16 protein-coding genes and 1 pseudogene are annotated in these 18155 nt (G+C 61.4%); 2 read left to right on the forward strand and 15 right to left on the reverse strand.

Going from position 1 to position 18155, the window contains the following annotated elements:
- Positions 1-120: 120 nt before the first annotated feature.
- Both AC04P6_RS06215 and AC04P6_RS06220 read right to left on the reverse strand, forming a co-directional pair.
- Positions 121-1383: a hypothetical protein gene (locus tag AC04P6_RS06215; RefSeq protein WP_475565749.1), complete on the reverse strand. Its 1263-nt coding sequence runs from the start codon at positions 1381-1383 to the stop codon at positions 121-123.
- A 168-nt stretch (positions 1384-1551) separates the two neighbouring features.
- Positions 1552-2628: a beta-ketoacyl-ACP synthase 3 gene (locus AC04P6_RS06220; RefSeq protein ID WP_475565750.1), complete on the reverse strand. Its 1077-nt coding sequence runs from the start codon at positions 2626-2628 to the stop codon at positions 1552-1554.
- 167 nt (positions 2629-2795) lie between these two features.
- On the opposite strand from AC04P6_RS06220, the gene AC04P6_RS06225 reads away from it, so the two are divergent.
- Together AC04P6_RS06225 and AC04P6_RS06230 are read left to right on the forward strand one after the other, a co-directional pair.
- Entirely contained in the window at positions 2796-3260 is a 465-nt protein-coding gene (locus AC04P6_RS06225) for a MarR family winged helix-turn-helix transcriptional regulator (RefSeq protein WP_475565751.1), read from the forward strand.
- 122 nt (positions 3261-3382) lie between these two features.
- Positions 3383-4408 carry a C40 family peptidase gene (locus tag AC04P6_RS06230; protein ID WP_475565752.1) on the forward strand — a complete coding sequence of 342 codons (1026 nt, stop codon included), beginning with the start codon at positions 3383-3385 and terminating at the stop codon, positions 4406-4408.
- Here AC04P6_RS06230 and AC04P6_RS06235 read toward each other — a convergent pair.
- The 13 genes and pseudogenes from AC04P6_RS06235 to AC04P6_RS06295 all read right to left on the reverse strand — a co-directional run.
- The gene (locus AC04P6_RS06235) at positions 4405-6891 is read right to left on the reverse strand and encodes an EAL domain-containing protein (protein WP_475565753.1); all 2487 of its coding nucleotides are present in this window, start codon (positions 6889-6891) and stop codon (positions 4405-4407) included. The genes AC04P6_RS06230 and AC04P6_RS06235 overlap by 4 nt on opposite strands.
- 78 nt (positions 6892-6969) lie before the next feature.
- Entirely contained in the window at positions 6970-8040 is a 1071-nt protein-coding gene (locus AC04P6_RS06240) for a PseG/SpsG family protein (RefSeq protein WP_475565754.1), read from the reverse strand.
- A 121-nt stretch (positions 8041-8161) separates the two neighbouring features.
- Positions 8162-9727 carry a sodium:solute symporter family protein gene (locus AC04P6_RS06245; protein WP_475565755.1) on the reverse strand — a complete coding sequence of 522 codons (1566 nt, stop codon included), beginning with the start codon at positions 9725-9727 and terminating at the stop codon, positions 8162-8164.
- 109 nt (positions 9728-9836) lie between these two features.
- Positions 9837-10628, reverse strand: coding sequence for a tryptophan synthase subunit alpha (gene trpA / locus AC04P6_RS06250; protein ID WP_475565756.1), 792 nt, complete (start codon positions 10626-10628; stop codon positions 9837-9839).
- Positions 10621-11811: a tryptophan synthase subunit beta gene (gene trpB, locus AC04P6_RS06255; RefSeq protein ID WP_475565757.1), complete on the reverse strand. Its 1191-nt coding sequence runs from the start codon at positions 11809-11811 to the stop codon at positions 10621-10623. The genes trpA and trpB overlap by 8 nt, the downstream gene beginning before the upstream one ends.
- Positions 11811-12419, reverse strand: a complete 609-nt coding sequence (locus AC04P6_RS06260) for a phosphoribosylanthranilate isomerase (protein WP_475565758.1) — start codon at positions 12417-12419, stop codon at positions 11811-11813. The genes trpB and AC04P6_RS06260 overlap by 1 nt, the downstream gene beginning before the upstream one ends.
- The gene (gene trpC, locus AC04P6_RS06265) at positions 12416-13210 is read right to left on the reverse strand and encodes an indole-3-glycerol phosphate synthase TrpC (RefSeq protein WP_475565759.1); all 795 of its coding nucleotides are present in this window, start codon (positions 13208-13210) and stop codon (positions 12416-12418) included. The genes AC04P6_RS06260 and trpC overlap by 4 nt, the downstream gene beginning before the upstream one ends.
- A 6-nt stretch (positions 13211-13216) precedes the next feature.
- Positions 13217-14236, reverse strand: a complete 1020-nt coding sequence (gene trpD, locus AC04P6_RS06270) for an anthranilate phosphoribosyltransferase (RefSeq protein WP_475565760.1) — start codon at positions 14234-14236, stop codon at positions 13217-13219.
- Positions 14229-14831 (reverse strand): anthranilate synthase component II, encoded by a 603-nt coding sequence (locus tag AC04P6_RS06275; RefSeq protein WP_475565761.1) that lies wholly within the window; start codon positions 14829-14831, stop codon positions 14229-14231. The genes trpD and AC04P6_RS06275 overlap by 8 nt, the downstream gene beginning before the upstream one ends.
- Complete coding sequence (locus AC04P6_RS06280; protein WP_475565762.1) at positions 14828-16354, reverse strand: anthranilate synthase component I family protein; 1527 nt, start codon at positions 16352-16354, stop codon at positions 14828-14830. Before AC04P6_RS06280 ends, AC04P6_RS06275 begins: the two co-directional genes overlap by 4 nt.
- Before the next feature lie 413 nt (positions 16355-16767).
- Positions 16768-16986, reverse strand: coding sequence for a hypothetical protein (locus AC04P6_RS06285; RefSeq protein ID WP_475565763.1), 219 nt, complete (start codon positions 16984-16986; stop codon positions 16768-16770).
- Complete coding sequence (locus AC04P6_RS06290; RefSeq protein ID WP_475565764.1) at positions 16979-17743, reverse strand: TatD family hydrolase; 765 nt, start codon at positions 17741-17743, stop codon at positions 16979-16981. The genes AC04P6_RS06285 and AC04P6_RS06290 overlap by 8 nt, the downstream gene beginning before the upstream one ends.
- A 39-nt stretch (positions 17744-17782) precedes the next feature.
- Positions 17783-18155 (reverse strand): annotated as a pseudogene (locus AC04P6_RS06295) (tRNA threonylcarbamoyladenosine dehydratase); the annotation flags it as partial.

An 18155-nucleotide genomic window follows, 5' to 3' on the forward strand; every position in this document is an offset into this window, starting at 1 on the left:
AAACTCGCAGCGGGCAATGACATTTTTCGGGGTCATTGTACCCCTACGGAACGGAGTGCATGGGGCAGGAATTCACAGCCGCGAGGTGCACACGCAGCTGTAACCATTCTGCAACCTTGGCTAGTTCGAACGCGTGGTGGTAGTGGTCGTCGTGGTAACGGTGGTGTATTCGTCTTCGTCGCTGGCGGAAGAAGAGGCGCTCACCGTGCCCGTGGCCTTCACCGACGGGATGACGCTATCCTGCGCGAAATCGATGTCGGGCGTGCCAATGGCGCTCTTGCTCATTTCGCTCACCTGGCTATACGTGAATGCGCCACCCGAAGAGAGGCGTACCAGGTCTTCGAGCACGCTCGTCGAGACGATCTGGTCGACGGAGCCCTGGGCCATGAGCGATGCATAATAGGCCCAGTTCGTCGTCCAGACTTCCACGCGATAGCCATTGCCCTGCACGGTGCCCGCGATATGGTCGACGTTGTCTTCCTCGTCGCTCTTGGCGCCGTCTTTCACGCATGTCACCGTCATGAGCTCGAGGCTGCTGTAGCCATCCAGGTACACGGTAACGGTGGGAAGCCCATTGTTCTTCGTGGTCTTCGTGCTCACCTCGTCGCGCCACAACGCGGGAATGGTGACCGTAAAGTAATCGGTTTCCACCACGCTACCGGAAGCCTCCGCCTCCTCTTCCTGCGCCGTGGTGCGCGCAGTGGTAATGGCATCGACGTACTTCTGGATAGTCGCATCGTCCAACGACGCTTCGGTCATCCACTGGCGAACATCGGAAATCTGCTGGTCGGTAATATCGATGGGCTGAATCACCGAATAGGACATCGAGGCAGTGGTTCCCGCATTGCCGTCGACGGCAATGCCATCAGCCGTAACGGATACGTTCACCGCAGCGGGAAGGTTGTAGATATTGCCAGCTGCCGTAACCGGGGATCCCGCAGGCGTGAACGTGTAGGTGCCCTGCAGCAGATCGATGGTGTTGTCGGCAAGCGTCATGAGATGAATCTCGTTGACGCTATTGCCGTCGAGGTCGGTGCCCGTAACGCGAATGGGAATGACCGACGAGGAACCCGCCTTGTATTCGGGCAGGTCGAAGGCAATCTTCACCGTCTGCCTTACATGCTGGGCATCGTAGGCGGCCTGACTGGCCTTATCGTTTTGGAACGTCTGGAACGCGGAATAGATGCCGAAGATCACGCCGCAGATTACCAGAATGGCCACGACAAACATGAGCAGCTTCTGATACCAGGGCTGACGGCGCTCGTACAGCGGCACCGCGGAATACGCGGCCCCCTGCGGGCGCATCTGGCGATTGGCGAGCCTACTGCGATTATGGTGAACCTGAACGGGCACTACGCGCCCGCCCATTTGCATGAGGGGCATGCCGCACGCGTGGCAGCGCTCCGCCTGCCTACCGTTCCTTGCTCCGCAACGAGGACACTGCATGTCTATCCTTTTCCGTTTCAGCTGCGATTTAAGACAGCCTGGCCGCGATGCGCCCCATTTTACCACGTGAGCGCATATACGTCTTCAGCCAGGCGATACCGTGAATTACGCCTCGAACAGCACGGCTCCCGAGGTGAGGCCCCCGCCGAAGCCGGCCATGACCACCTTGTCGCCGCGCTTGATGCGACCGTCGCAATACGCGTCGCACAGCGCCATGAGGGCGCTGGCCGCGCTCGTGTTTGCGCTCGTGCCGATGGAAACCTGGAAACGTTCGAGGGGGACTTCCATCTTCTTGGCCACGTGGGCGATGATGCGCTCGTTCGCCTGATGGGGGACGATGCATTTCACCTGGTCGATATCGATGGAGCCACGCTCGAGAACCGCCTCGATGGCCTCGCGCATGGCAGCGGTGGCGAACTTGAAGACGGTACGCCCCGCCATGCCGATGAACGGCGTCACGGGAATGGCGCAATCGAATGCGGCATCGTTCGAGGATTCCGCGACACCCGCCTCGTCGAAGGGGAACAGGGCGCGATCGAACATGTTCGCGCGCGAAAGCGTGAGTTCCTCGTCGTCGGTATTCTTCAAAAACGAGCTGATAATGCCCGTCTGCGATTCGTCCCATTCCAAGAGAACGGCGCCCGCTCCATCGCCGAACAGCACGCACGTCGCGCGGTCGGTCCAGTCGACGATGCGACTCAGGCGTTCGACGCCCACCACGAGGGCGCGGCGAATGCTGTTGCCGCTGCCCGGTGCCATCTGCGAGGCACGCATCATGTTTTCGGCCACGGTGATGCCGTACACGCACCCCGAGCAGGCGGCATTCAAATCGAACGCCACCGCATTGGTAAGGCCCAGGCGCATCTTGATCAGGGAAGCCTGGCAGGGAATGGTGGCGTCGGGCGTGATGGTCATGCAGATGAGCAGGTCGATGCTTTCGGGGTCGACCGAGCCCAGATTCCACGAGGAGGCCTCGATGGAAGAGCCCTCAAGACCCAAAGCAGCAGAACAGGCAGCAGCCGCAAGGTCGGTGCTCGACTCGTTCACGGCGATGCGGCGTTCGTGGATACCCGTGCGCTTCACGATCCATTCGTCGCTCGTATCGACGAGCTTGGCCAAATCGTCGTTGCTCACCGACAGCTTCGGGAGCGCCTTGCCGCATCCAATAACCGTGCAACCCACGTATATGCCTCCTTCACGCACCGCTCACGCATGGTCGTATTGTGCAGCACGCGCGCAAGGTTTACGATGCGGTAAAATACTTTGAAACTCAAACAAAATTATCCGATGCCCCCAGGCGATGCAAGCGTATACATGCAACGCCCACGGCGATGAAGGTGGACCCATCTATGGCAGCTTCCGCATATCCGGCCATGGCCGCGCATAATCTTGGCCTCGACGACCTGTTCTCGGGAACGTTCCAGTCGGTCATGCGCATCGAAGAGCGCGCGCTTGCCAACCAGTTCACCCAGGGCCTTACCATCACGGACATCCATACTATCGTAGCCGTTGGGCTCTACGAGCGAAACCCAATGAACGTCTGCGCGACGCGCCTGGAGGTAACGCTCGCCACGCTCACCACCGCCGTGAACAAGCTGGAAAAGCTGGGCTACGTGCGTCGCGAACGCTCGCAGGAAGACCGCCGCAAGGTGCTCCTCTCCCTCACCACGAAGGGCCGCAAGGCGTACCGTGCGCACCGCCTCTTCCATGAGCGCATGATCTCCGAAGCACTCAACGGTCTTACGAGCGAAGAGCAGCGCGTCCTCGCCCACGCCCTCGCGAAAGTGAAGAACTTCTTCGACGAACGGGCCTAATGCCCCACATTACAACTTGGTGCGCCTTGGTCGCGCGCAATTGCGCCCCCTTGGCGCTCGCGCTACAATGGCCTTCCATGATTGCTACAAAAGACATATCATTTAGTTCAGGACGCCGGCGCGTGGTAGTTGGTATGGGCGCTCTTGCAGTAGCGGGGGCGTTGGGGTGCGCGCTGCCACGCCGCGCGTCCGCCGACGAGCTGCTCGACCTGAAGACGCAGCAATACGATGTGCAGCAGCAGATCATCCAGATGCGCGGCGAAGTGGAAACCGCTGCCGACAATTACCAGAAGGCCCTGGAAGAGCACGACGCCGCCGAAGCGGAAGTCGCCGAAGTCCAGAAGCTCATCGACGTTAACAACAAGCGCATCGGCGAGCTGCAGGACCGCATGGGCGAACGCATCCGCCTGGAATACAAGACGGGGCTCACGAGCATATACGACCTGCTCTTCGGCTCGAGCACGTTCGAAGAGCTTGCCACGCAGCTCGACATGTACGACTACATCAACAAGGCCGACGCCGAAATGGTGCAGGAAACGAAAGACCTGCGTGCCCAAAACGAGGAAGCCAAGCGCAAGAAGCAAGAGCAGGAGCAGATCGCCCGTTCGAAGATGGATGAGGCGAACCGCATCAAGGAAGAGGCCGAAAAGAAGACGGCCGAGCTGCAAACGCTGTACGACAGCCTCGACGCCCAGGCAAAGGAGCTGCTCGAAACCGCCCAAGCGCAGGCAATGGCGAGCGCCGACTGGCCGGTCGACATCATCGGCAATCCGCGCAACATCGAGCCCTTCCCCGCCATCATCGACTATGCGCTCTCGCGCGTGGGATGCCCCTACGTCTGGGGCGCCGCCGGCCCCGACACGTTCGATTGCTCGGGCTTGGTCATCTGGGCATTCGCGCAGGCGGGCATCAAGGGAATGCCCCACTACACGGGCTCGCTTTACGACCTGGCGCACGCCAGGGGCGCCATCCTGAACCTCACCGACGTAAAGCCGGGCGACATCCTCTTTCGCCCCGGGCACTGCGGAATCGCGCTGGGCGACGGCGGACTCCCCTACGTGCACGCGCCCAACACTGGCGCACTCGTGCGCACCACCGATTCGCTCTCGTATTCGAAATTCGTCTGCGGCCTGCGCTTCCCTCACTAGGCGCGGTCGGTGATATCCGAGAAATAGCCCAACAGGCCCACGATGTGGCCATCTTGGAATACGGGCATCTTGTTCGCAATGATTGCGCGCTCCTCGCCCTTCGCGATGCAAAAGCCATGGGCACCCTGAATGCACCCGCCCTCTAGAACATCCTCTTCGTCCGACCTAAAGGGACCGGGGTTGCTATGCCATCCCATATCCTCGTCGGTCTTTCCCAAGATATCGCGCACGCTGCCGAAGCCGTAGTAATCCAAGAACGCACGGTTCGCCCCCAGGAACCGGCGATGCTTGTCTTTCCAGAACACCTTCTGCTCGGTCGCGTACAGCACGGCATCGACGAGCGACGTGGTGGCAAGCCCGCCCACAATGGCGGAAAGCCCCTGGTCGCCAAGCGTGCCCACGAGCTTGAAGCAGGCAACGACGCGGCGCTCGCCCGAAGCCGCAACCGGCGTGATGACAACGCGCACCCAGCGATAGCCACGCGTGCGAATGCGGAAGCGGAAGATGAGCGAGATAAGGCCATTATTCGCGCGCAGGCGACGCAATATGGAGTGCTGGTCGAAGAACGCCGTGAACAGCTGCCGCTCGTCAGGATGCACGTAGCCCTCCGACACGAGCTGGATCACCTTCGAGAGCTTTCCGCGGGCGAACAAATTCTTGTCCGCTTCCGAGGCATAGCGAATGTTGTCGAACTCCCCGGATACGATGTCGATGACGTCGATGCGATCGAACAGGCCATATACGAACGAGCGCACCGTCACCTGGCTATCCCAGCTATCAGCCGAATCGAGGCGCGTGAGGTTCACGGCTCGCACCAGATATGCGTCACGATGGTCGGCCTGCGCGACATGGCGCACGCTGAGCGCGCACAGGTCGCCGCCGAAATTGAACTCGACGGCACGGTCGGCCTGTTCCGTCTTCGCCTCGAGCGCCGTATGCAGGAAGCGGTCGCGCAGAATGGTTCCGAATTCCCGCTCCTCGCTCATCAGGTCCTCGAAATGATGCACGCCCAATGCCGCGAGAAAGCCGCCGAACGGGCGATTGCGGGAAATGACGCGCAGGCGTCCGCGGTCAATCTCAACGACCGCCAGGGGCACCGTGCCGGAAATGAGCATGTCCGATGCCGCCATGGCATCCGCCAAACCACCCGCCAGGCTCACGCGGCCGATATCGCTGAAGTAGCCGCTTTCCGTAACCGTTTCCGATTCGAGCGTGCCGCCCTGAATGCGCTCGACGATATCGTCGATGGGAGCCGGGCGTGAGAACAGGTAGCCCTGCGCCTTCTCGCAGCCAATCGACTGAAGGAACTCAAGCTGGTTCTGCGTTTCCACGCCCTCGGTGAGCGTATGGGCCCCCAGGCGCTTCACCATGCCAACGACCTGCGAGAGCACCGTGCGCGTAGCCGGGTTCTTGTCGATGTCGCGAATGAGGCTCATGTCGATCTTCACGGTATCGAACAGCACGGCAGTAAGGGCGGAAAGCGAGGAATACCCGCTGCCGAAGTCATCCATCCAGATCTTGTATCCAGCGCGACGGAACCGCTCGACCCCCTCGCGCACCATGACGAAGTCCTCGGCGAACGAGCTTTCCGTCACCTCGATATCCAGGTCAGACGGATTCATGCCATTTTCGCGCACCGCGCTGTCGACGATCTCGAAGATATCGCACAGCTCGAAGTCGAGGCGCGAAAGGTTCACGGAAACGCTTGCAGTGGGCACGAGCTCGCGGATGCGATGAAACTCGCTGCACACCGTGCGAATCACGAACGCGTCGAGCTTATGGATGAAACGGCTCTGCTCGAGCGTGGAGATGAACTGGCCGGGGTCCATCATGCCGTGCACGCGGCTGTTCCAGCGCACAAGAGCTTCCACGCCGCAGATCTTTCCCGAGATCACGCGCACGATGGGCTGGTAGTACACGGTGAGCTCGCCCGAAGCTATGCCCTCTTCCAAATTATTGAGCACGTAGCCATCGCGGCTGAGCTTGCGCGCCAGCTCGTCGTCGAAATAGCGAACGTGCACGCCGAAGCGGTCGGTGACGCTCTGACACGCAAACAAGGCACGGTCGATAGCGCGCTTCTCGCTCGCCGATGAATCGTCGAGCACGTACACGCCCGCGATGATGCCCAGCGACGTGCGCTCGTAATGCCACGCCATGTGCGAATGAATGGCGGCGATAGCCTGCTCGATTCGCTCATTGCGCACGATGCAGCAGAAGCGGTCGGCATACAAGCGCCCCAGAATGCCGTCGGGGAAAATGCTTCGCAGGACCTCGCCCATGGTGCGCAGGCATTCATCGCCGCGCGCATAGCCGTGGCGGCTGTTGATTCCCTTGAAGTTGCCGATATTGATGACGATGAGGGCGTGGGTGCCCGGATTTTTCATATGGGAGATGAAAGAAGACGCACGGGCACGGAAGGCGGGTTCGCTCAGCAACCCCGTCACACTGTCTTTTGCCGCATATGACTCCAACGCTTCCGGCACAGCACACCCTTCGCATTCGGGAGCCAACGCATGGCCCCAAACTGCGCCCCCAAGTGTCTGACAATTATAGCAGAGGTACTAATTGGTACCGTTCGAGATGCATTGGAAGATGCGCGCACCACCACATCCGTCAACTGCCTGTTGCTCTAGACGGGAAAAACGGCCGCGAGCGGAGGCATCGGCGGCAAGATTGGCGAGTGCACGGGCGATTCCGTCGAAATCGAATGGACGCTCGATCGAAACATGCGGCCCCAAGCCAAGGTCCTGGAATCCGCGGGCATGACCCGTCTGGTTCTCGGCGGTAGGCAGGGCCACCGTAGGTACGCCCACGCAGGCGAGCTCGTACAGAGTAAGCCCCGAAGCGGAAAGAGCGACATCGGCGGAGCGCATGAGCTCGGGCATGTTCGTGGCGTTGCGCACCAAATGCACGCGGCCGGCCACCTGCGTGCCGAACGAGCTGAGCGAGAACGGGGCGTCGCCACCCAGCACCACGTAGACATGGGCGCTTTCATGCGCGCGCAGGCAGCAATCGGCAAGCCTTTCCAGAATGCCATCGGGATTTGCATAGCCGCAGGTAACGAGAATGGAATGCACCTCGTCGCCCGTAGGTTCGGCGGAGCGCATTTCCGAAAACGCATGGCGTACGGGCGCATACGCGGGGCCAATGCAGAGCATGGTAGGCAAGCCCTCGTAGGCGTCGCGGTACTGGGCTTCCGTGAAGGCAAAGCCGTAGTTGATGACCACGTCGGCCTGGATGGGCGCGGGATGCGACGTGAAGCCCTCCTTGAACGTGAAGGCATCGTCGATGTAGGCGACCTTGGTGTCACGCGAGGCAAGAAGATTCGCAAGCTCGTCGAAGAACCCGTTCGTTACGGCGTACGAGTCGATGAGGATGGCCGACGCGTCTTCATCGCGGGCCACGCGCGCGAGATTGATGGCGTCGACGCGCATGAACAGGTGCGGATCGCCGCCCACCATTTCGCAGGGGAAGCCAAACGACTCGACGATGAGAGCCGACTCTTCGGTGGACACGAGAAACAGAACGTCTTCGCCAGCGAGACGCGCCTGCTCGGCAACGGCGGCGCAACGCATGACATGCCCTACCCCGATGGCCACATCGGCACTCGCATCGGTGCGAATAAGAAGCATCTCATGCACCCCTCTCGTCGTCTCTGGCGCTTCATTTCCAGAGGGGATTATACCCCACCCAGACAGGGTGCGACATGCGCCGCGCCCTGCAAATCGATGTATCGATGGGCAAACGGCGTGACTACAGGCGCTCCAGGGTCTCGGCGCTATCGAAGGCCGGCTGGCCCCCTTCGGCGAGTTCGTGCGCGTATTCGCGGTCGATGGCCGCGGTTGCACGAGGCGGCGTGACCTCGAACGGCACCGAGGGCGTAACGAGGCTCACGAGCGGCACGATGACGATCGAAAGCAGCATGGCGGCCGCACCCGCCACGATGGACGACCCCATGAAGGGAACGATCATGTTGGCAGTGGTAAGGCCCACGCCGCAGATGAAGCTCGCCCAAACCGCAGCCTTCGAAATGCGCTTGCTGAACAGGCCCCATAGCAGAGGACCCAGGAACGCGCCGGCAAGCGCGCCCCAGGAAATGCCCATGAGCTGGGCAATCCAGGTAATCGTGCTGTGATACTGCACGAGCGCGATGGCCGCCGACACCACGACGAAGAACACGATGAGCGCGCGCATCCAGCCAAGGGACGCTTCGTCGGACATCTTCTTCACCACGTTGCCCTTGATGAGGTCGAGCGTAAGCGTGCTGGAGCTGGTGAGCACGAGGGAGCTAAGCGTGGACATGCTCGCCGAAAGCACGAGCACCACGACCAAGCCGATAAGAGCATCGGGCAGGCTGGAAAGCATGGTGGGCATGATGGAGTCGTACACCGGAGTGCCATTGGCGGCAAAGGCGATATCGCCTTCGTACAGGCGCCCAAAGCCACCCAGGAAGTAGCTCCCGCCCGCAACCACCACGGCGAACAGCGTGCTGATAATGGCGCCTTCCTTCACCGCGGGGCCACTCTTGATGGCGTAGAACTTCTGAACCATCTGGGGCAATCCCCACGTGCCAAGGCTCGTGAGGATGATGACGCACACGAGGTTGAACAAATCGGGGCCAAACATGCTCACGAACGCGCCCTGGAGGCCGCCCGTATCGGCTTGCACCTGCGAAAGCGAGATAACCGCCTCCGAAAAGCCGCCATTCGAGAGCATCACGGCCACGATGACGGCGATGATGCCCACGAGCATGATGCAGCCCTGCACGAAGTCGTTCACCACGGTGGCCATGTAGCCGCCCAGAACCACGTAGATGCAGGTCACAACCGCCATACCCACGACGCACCATTCATAGGGAATGCCAAACGCCATCGTGAACAGGCGCGATAGGCCGTTATAAACCGAGGCGGTATAGGGAATGAGGAACACGAAGATGATGGCGGCGCTAGCCACGCGCAACGCCTTGCTCGCATAGCGCTTGCCGAAGAACTCGGGCATGGTGGCGGCCTTCAGGCGCTGGGTCATCTCGCGCGTGCGCGGACCAAGCACCCACCAGGCAAGCAAGCTTCCCAGGAACGCGTTGCCCAGGCCAATCCAGAATGCCGAAAGACCGAACTTCCAGCCAAACTGGCCAGCATAGCCCACGAAGATGACCGCGGAAAAGTAGCTGGTGCCGTAGGCGAAGGCGGAAAGCCACGGGCCAACGTTGCGACCACCCAAAACGAACCCATCGACGCTGTTCGCATGATGGCGCGTGTATATGCCAATCGCAACTACGATGGCGACGAACACGACGATCATGAGGAGCTTTGCAAACACGGGCTATTCCTTCCAGAGAGCAGGTACCCACCATCGGACATGGGGCACTTTACCACAGCAGAGTGCCCCAGTGCCAATGAATTCGGCACGTGACCGTGCGTGCCGAATGCTATTCCCCATGCACGGCCGCAGCCATTTCGGCAACGTAGGCAGAAACAGGCCCAGGGGCCCCATCGCCATGGGCGGCGATGAGCTTCATGATCGCGCTGCCCACGATGGCGCCGTCGGCGGCCCGCGACATGCTTGAGGCCTGCTCGGGCGTGGAAATGCCGAACCCAATAGCCGCAGGCACGTCGGTAGCCTCGCGAATATGCGCGACTAGCTCCCCGATATCGGTGGTGATGTGGCTGCGCACGCCCGTCACGCCCAGGGAGGAAACGACGTAGATGAATCCCGACGCCTCGCTCGCGATAGTGCGAATGCGATCCTTCGAGGTGGGAGCCACCATCGATACGACGTCAAGCCCATGGCGCGCAGCCGGAAGCGCAAACTCCTCGCGCTCCTCGAAGGGCACGTCGGGAAGAATGAGCCCATCCACGCCCACGCTCGCCGCGCGGTCCATGAAGCGCTCGACGCCATAGCTGAACACGACGTTCGCGTAGGTCATGAACACGAATGGAATGCTCACCGCCTGCCCATGCTCGCCCGAGCGCAGGCGCGCCACCATGTCGAGCACATCGTCGGTCGTGACGCCGCCCGCCAACGCGCGTTCATTCGCCTCCATGATGACGGGGCCTTCGGCTGTGGGATCGGAAAAGGGAATGCCTATCTCGATGAGGTCGGCGCCTGCCGCAGCCATGCCCCGAATGCACTCTTCGGTAACCGCAATCGAGGGATCGCCTGCGGTAATGAACGGAATGAATGCCTTTCCGCCCTGAAAGGCACGTGCGATGTTACTCATGGATATCCTCTCCCCTATAGCGCGCGACGGACACGCAATCCTTGTCGCCGCGCCCCGAAACGGTTACGACGATGCTCTGGTCCGGAGTCATTTCCCGCGCCAGCTTCATCGCGTACGCCAAGGCATGCGAGCTTTCGATGGCGGGAATGATACCCTCCATGCGCGACAGGTATTCGAACGCCTCAACCGATTCCTCATCGGTAACGGGCACGTAGCGCACGCGCCCAATGTCGTGCCAATGGGCGTGTTCTGGCCCGATGCCCGGGTAATCCAAGCCCGCGGAAATGCTGTACACGGGCGCTATCTGGCCATATTCGTCTTGGCAGAAATAGCTCTTCATCCCATGGAAGATGCCCTGGCTGCCCGTGGAGATGGTTGCGGCCGTCTCGAACGTATCAATGCCCCGACCTGCGGCCTCGCAGCCATAGAGCGCCACATCCGCATCGCCAATGAAGTCGTAGAACGTACCGGCTGCGTTGCTTCCGCCGCCCACGCATGCGACAACGGCATCGGGGAGCCGCCCCTCCGCCGCAAGATGCTGCTGCTTGATCTCGCGGCCGATGACAGCCTGGAAGTCGCGCACCATCGCGGGAAACGGATGCGGGCCCATCGTGGAGCCGATGCAGTAGTGGGTGTCGGCCATGCGGCCCGTCCACTCGCGCATCGCCTCGCTCACCGCGTCCTTCAGCGTGCCCGTCCCCGTTTCAACGGAAACCACTTCGGCGCCCAGCAGGCGCATCTTATAGACGTTCAGGGCCTGGCGTTCGATATCGACCTTCCCCATGAACACCACGCATTCGAGCCCCAGCAGGGCAGCGGCCGTGGCGGCGGCAACGCCATGCTGGCCCGCGCCAGTTTCGGCGATCATGCGCGTCTTGCCCATCTTCTTGGTTAGCAACGCCTGGCCCAGCACGTTGTTAATCTTGTGCGCGCCCGTATGGTTGAGGTCCTCGCGCTTGAGGTATACCTTGGCGCCACCCAGGTCTTCCGTCATTTTCTTGGCGAAGTACAGCAAGCTCGGGCGATTGGCGTAGCCGTTCAGCAACTCGGTCAGTTCACGCTGGAACGTCGGGTCGTTGCGGTAATGCCCATACGCCTCCTCCAGCTCGATCACGGCGTTCATGAGCGTTTCGGGCATATACTGCCCGCCATGCACGCCATAGCGTCCTTTCCTCTCGGCCATCATTCCGTCCTTTCCGAGCGCACCGCCGCAGCGAATGCGCGCATTTTCCCAGGGTCTTTCGCTTTATTGGTCTCGATGCCGCTGCTCACGTCAACGGCGAAGGGATGCACTGACTCAATGGCGCGTACGACGTTTTCGGGGTCGAGCCCACCTGCCAGGAAGAAGGGGCGTTGCACGCGCGTGGCCAACGACCAGTCGAACGCCCTCCCATCACCGCGCCCTGCATCAAGCAGCACGTAATCGGCGCTACTGCGGGAAGCGCGGCGGGCATCTTCCTCATCGCGTACGACGAACGCCTGCACGACTGGCACATCCACGCGTTTGCGAAGCGCATCGATATACGGCTCGCCTTCGTTCCCATGCAGCTGAACCATGCGTATCGCACCCGATTCGCACGCTGCGGCGATAAACGCAATGGGCGCATCCAGGAACACGCCCACCGGGCAAATCGACGCATCGAGCTTGGCGCTCAGCTCCATAGCCTGGCTCAGCGATACGCCTCGATGGGAATTGGGCACGAACACGAAGCCGGCGTACTCGGGACGAACCTCGTTCGCCACCTCGATATCCTGCGGGGAATGGAGCCCGCACATCTTGATGCGCGTCATAGGGCATCGCCCCGCAATGCCGCCAGCGCCGAGCCGATATCGGATGCGCGCATGAGCGCCTCCCCCACCAGCACGGCATCCACGCCGCCTTCCTCGAGCACACGTACCTGCTCGGGCTCGCGCACGCCGCTTTCCGCGACGAAGAGAACATCGGACGGCACCATGTCGCGCAAGCGCAGGCTGTTCCGGAAATCGACCGAGAAATCCGCCAGATTGCGATTGTTCACACCCACTACGCGAGCCCCCGCCCGCAACGCACGCTCCACCTCGCGCGCATCATGCGCCTCCACGAGCGCACTGAGCCCCAGGCCGTCCGCCACGTCGATGAAACGCGCGAGCTGCGCATCGTCAAGGATGGAGCAGATGAGCAGCACTGCCTTGGCGCCCAGGAGCTTCGCCTGGTAGATCATGTACTCGTCGACCGTGAAATCCTTCCGCAGGCACGGGATGCCCACCGTCGCGGAAATCTCGGCCAGGTACGCGTCGCTTCCCAGAAAGCGCGTTGGCTCGGTGAGCACCGAAATTGCGGCCGCACCCGCCTGCTCGTACGCGCGCACAATGTCCATATAGGGAAACGATTCGTTGATGACGCCCTTGCTGGGCGACGCCTTCTTGCATTCGCAGATGAACGACATGCCCGGCGCTGCAAGCGCGCGCTCAAAGGAAAACGCGTCGTCGGCCGGCAACGCGAGCGTCCGAGAGCGCAGCTCGTCGAGGGAGCACGCCTCCTTGTCGGCCGCAACGCGCACCTCGGCTGCGCGGGCAAGTTCTTGCAGGATATTCGCCATCATGCGCCCTTACTCGTTGCTTGCGCGAATGTACGCATCGAGCGTCTGAAGCGCGGCGCCATTATCGATCTGACGCGCGGCAAGCTTAACGCCCTCTTGCAGGCTATCGACGGCGCCCGCCGCAAAGAGCGCGGCCGCGGCATTCATGAGCACCACGGTTCGGCGTGGCCCCTCGGCGCCCGAAAGCACGTCGCGCGTAATAGCGGCATTCTCCTCGGGCGTGCCGCCCACCAGGTCTTCCTTGCGGCAACGCTCGAGCCCGAAGTCCTCGGGCGCAATGCGGCTCGTGCGATAGTAGCCGTCGCGCAGCTCGCACATGACGGTGGGAGCGCTTGCAGACACTTCGTCCATCTTGTCGGAGCCGTACACCACCAACGCGCGCTTCACGCCCATGGCGTCAAGAACCTTCGCGATGGGCTCTACCAGGTATTCATCGTAGACGCCCAGCAGGAAGTACTCGGGGCGAGCAGGATTGGTAAGCGGCCCCAGGATGTTGAACACCGTGCGGAACCCCAGTTCGCGCCTGATAGAACCAACGTATTTCATCGAAGCGTGGTACATCTGCGCGAAGAAGAAGCACAGGCCCACGTCGTCGAGCAGCTGTAGCGCCTTTTCGGGACTCTGCTGCAAATTCACGCCCAGCGCCTCCTGGCAATCGGCCGTGCCCGATTTGCTCGAAGCCGCGCGGTTGCCGTGCTTCGCTACCTTCACGCCCGTCGAAGCCACCACGGGAGCGGTGGTCGTCGAGATGTTGAACGTGTTGCTGCGGTCGCCGCCCGTGCCCACGATTTCGAGCACCTCCATGCCAGGATGCGGAACGGGCGTCGCATGGTCGCGCATCGCCGCAGCGCATCCCGCAATCTCGTCGATGGTTTCCGCCTTGGCGCTCTTCGTCGACAGCGCAGCCAGAAACGCCGCGTTCTGCGTCGCGCTCGTCGCGCCGTCCATGATCTCGTTCATAACGGCATACGCCTCGTCGTACGTGAGGTCTTCCTTCCGCACGATTTTCTCTATCGCTTCCTTAATCATTGCTGCCTCCTTGCAGGTCGTACCTCTTCGTAAGCTGGATGAAGTTCGAAAGCATGCGCGCGCCATCAGGCGTCATGATGCTCTCGGGATGGAATTGAACGCCCCAGACGGGAGCGCCCTCGTACGCGATGGCCATCACCTCGCCATCGTCGGCACGCGCGACGACATGCACGTGATCGGGCAACGTCGCCTCGTCGACGGAAAGCGAATGGTAGCGGGCAACCGGAGTCTCATGCGGAACCCCGCTGAAGAGCGGGCAGCCATCGGCGAGAGAAGCCACCGACTGCTTGCCATGCATGAGCGTGGACGCATACCCCACGCGAGCGCCAGATGCCACCGCAATCGCCTGATGCCCCAGGCAAACTCCCAGAATTGGGATATGCGCGCCCAGCTCGCGTACCACTTCGACGCACACGCCCGCATCCTCCGGACGGCCCGGCCCAGGCGAGAGGATGATGCCAGCTGGGTTAGCGTCGCGAATATCCTCAACCGACAGGGCGTCGTTGCGCACGACGCGAATATCGGGCTCGATCGCCCCAAGCATCTGGAACAGGTTGTAGGAAAAGCTGTCATAGTTGTCGATAAGCAGAATCATCGCAGCTCCTCCGCATCATCCAGGGCACGCACTACCGCCGCGGCCTTGTTCACGCATTCGCGATACTCCTTTGCGGGGTCGCTATCAGCCACGATGCCCGCACCGCTGCGCACGAACACGCGGCCGTTCTTCTTGTACGCAATGCGGATGGCAATGCAAACGTCCAGGTTGCCCGTGAAATCCAGATAGCCAAGCGCACCGCCGTAGATGCCACGCTTGTTGTCCTCGAGATCGTTGATGATTTGCGCAGCGCGAATCTTGGGAGCCCCCGAAAGCGTGCCCGCAGGAAGAACGGCCTCCACCGCGTCGAGCGCGTCGCACCCTTCACGCAGGCGCCCGCGCACCACGCTGCCGATATGCATGACATGGCTGTAACGCTCAATGGAATGGAGGCGCTCCACTTCCACCGTCCCGAATTCGCTCACCTTGCCCAGGTCGTTGCGCCCCAGGTCGACAAGCATGTTATGCTCGGCAAGCTCCTTCTCGTCGCACAGCAGCTCTTCCTCGAGCGCACGGTCTTCCTCGGGCGTCTTCCCGCGCGGACGCGTTCCTGCCAGGGGGAACGTATGCAGTACGCCATCCTCGAGCTTCACGAGGGTTTCGGGACTCGCGCCGGCGACCTCCATGTCGCTGCCGCTGAAATAGAACATATAGGGCGACGGATTGATGGCGCGAAGCACGCGATAGGCGTTCAGCAGGCTTCCCTCGTAGGGAACTTCCAGGCGATTGCTCAGCACGACCTGGAAGATGTCGCCTTCGCGAATGAACTCCTGTGCTCGGCGCACCATCGAGCAGTACGCTTCCTCGTCGAAGAGGGCCTTCGCCGGACCAAGCACGTGACCTGGCATTTCGACGGACAATTCGCCACGCTCGATGATATTCGCGATATGCTCGAGCGACTCAAGGGCATCTTCGTAGCCCTCGCTCCCACGTGAAAGATCGGCGTGGGCGATGAGGATGATTTTCTGCCGTACGTCGTCGAAGCAGATCAGGCGATCGAACAGCATCAAGTCGAAGTCCTGGAAGTTCTCGGTGTCGCGCGCATCCAGGTTGAGCGTCGGTTCGGCGTACTTCAGGTAGTCGTAGCTGAAGTAGCCCACCAGGCCTCCCGTGAACGGCGGCTGGCCCTCAACGCGCGCGGTGCGATACTCGCGCAAAATCGCACGCAGCTCTGAGCTGGGATTCGATGCGGCCCGGCTTTCGCCATCAACCGTGAACACGGAGTCTTTGCAGGCGATGGCCATGCGGGGCTCGAAGCCCAGAAACGTATAGCGCCCGCGCTTGTCGCCGCCCGCTACGCTCTCCAGCACGAAGCAGTGCTGCGACACCGCCTTCAGCTTCGAAAGCACCGTGAGCGGGGTATACGCGTCGGAAAGCATCTCGATGGCGATGGGAACGCGCGAAACGTCCTGCTCGTGCGCGATAGAGAGCGCTTCGTCGAGCGTAGGCGACGCATTCCGCACGGAAGCACGCGGGCCATCCCGCATGCCATCTGCGCGCACTGTCATTTCAGCAACACCCATGGGATCCTCCTTCCCCATGCCCGCCCTGTTGGAGACGAGCGCGTCGGGGCAATAAAAAACGCCCCGACGGAACCTGGTTCCATCAAGGGCGAATCTGAAGATCCGTGGTGCCACCTTGATTCGCGACCCTTCGGCCACGCACTCTGCGGAATGCCAACACATTCCCGGCAACTAACGTATGCCCACACGTCGCGTGCTACTTGGCCTAGGCCTTTCACCGCGCCCTCGGCGGTCCATTTGACGAACTGTGTTTTGCCCGATTTCCACCATCGCGGGCTCTCTGTGAAAGCATATTCGCCGTTACTTCCGCTTCAACGGTTTGGCTATTCATTTGTGAATGCGCTCATACTAGCACGCACGCTTTAGCGCGCGCAAGTGATTTTTCGGCAGCGCGCAATAGAGTTGCAGCAACGTTACTTGCGGTTGCCAAGCATGCCCAGCATAGAACCGTATACGCCACCCAACTCGCTTGCGTCGTGCGCGTCGACGAACGCCTCCAGGGCGTTCAGCTCGGCAAGTTCGTCGGTCATCGCAACGTACTCGTTGCTGATCTGAGCCATCTTGCGCGCCTCTTCGGCCAGTGCCTCGTCTTCAGTCTGGGGAACGAATTCCTGCTTTTCCTCGTTAGCCATGATTCACCACATTCAAATCAAGCAGCCTGTAGCTGGTTTCCAGCGCCTGCTGCACTACCTCCTCGCCGCGCGCAGCCGCCACCGCCTTGGCAACGCCCCGCAAACTACGGCAATACGCATCATAATGCATCTTGCTCCCAGGCGCCGAGGGGAAGTCGGTTTCCAAGAGCAGCCGATTGGCAGGTATGGCGCTCAAGTACGCCTTGCCACGCTTCGTGGCGAGCATGCGCTCCCCCACGCTGAAATACCAGCCGGCATCGCGAGCGCGCACCAGCTCGTCGGACGAGCCGGAAAACCAATGGAAGATGCAGATCGCATCGGGTAGGCATGCACGTTCGACTTCGTCCATGAGCATGCCTGCGGCCCCCGACGAATGAAACGAGATTACATGCTGCACGCCCGTGAACGCGCATACGGAAAGAATGCGCCGAAGCACGGAAATCTGCAGGTCGCGAGACTGCGCGAAACGTTTTCCGAAGTCGAGCCCAATCTCGCCAATGTAGCTGCATTTCGCGGCATGGCGTTCGAATAGGGCAATCTCTCGCTCATCGGCTTCCCCATTCGCAATCCACCAGGGATGAAGCCCAAGCCCCACGCGCGCATGCGCGCAAGCTGCCACATCACGCGAAAGGCGCTCGAATTCGGAGGGAAGGACGGTATTCGCGAAAAGCCCCATGCCATCGCGCCCGGCACGCTCGACGAATGCGGGAGCATCCCGCAGGAAGCCGGGATGGCAGTGCATATCCACGTAGCGCATGCCACTCTCCTTTCGACGCGGCGGGCAGGTTGACGAAGCCTATCCTCGGCGCGCGAGCACATCCTCACGCGACTCTACGCCCGCGATGGAGCGGATGACGTAGCCCGCGATGGTCTGGCCCATAATCGGCGGAAAATACGGCATGGTTCCCAGCCCCGTGCGCTCGCCACGTTCCGTGCCAGGACGTGCAGTTGCGGGCGCAGCCTCTTCGCACGAGTACAGAACGCGCAAATGGGTGATGCCGCGCTTGCGGCATTCCTTGCGCATGATACGGCACATGCGGCAGTTCACCGTATCGAAGATGTCGGCGACGCGCAGGTATTCGGGATGAAGCTTATTGCCGCCACCCATCGAGCTGATGAGATTGATGCCGCGCTTCTGCGCCGCCTCGGCGATGGCAAGCTTCGTCGAG

Source organism: Denitrobacterium sp., from assembly GCF_056180635.1.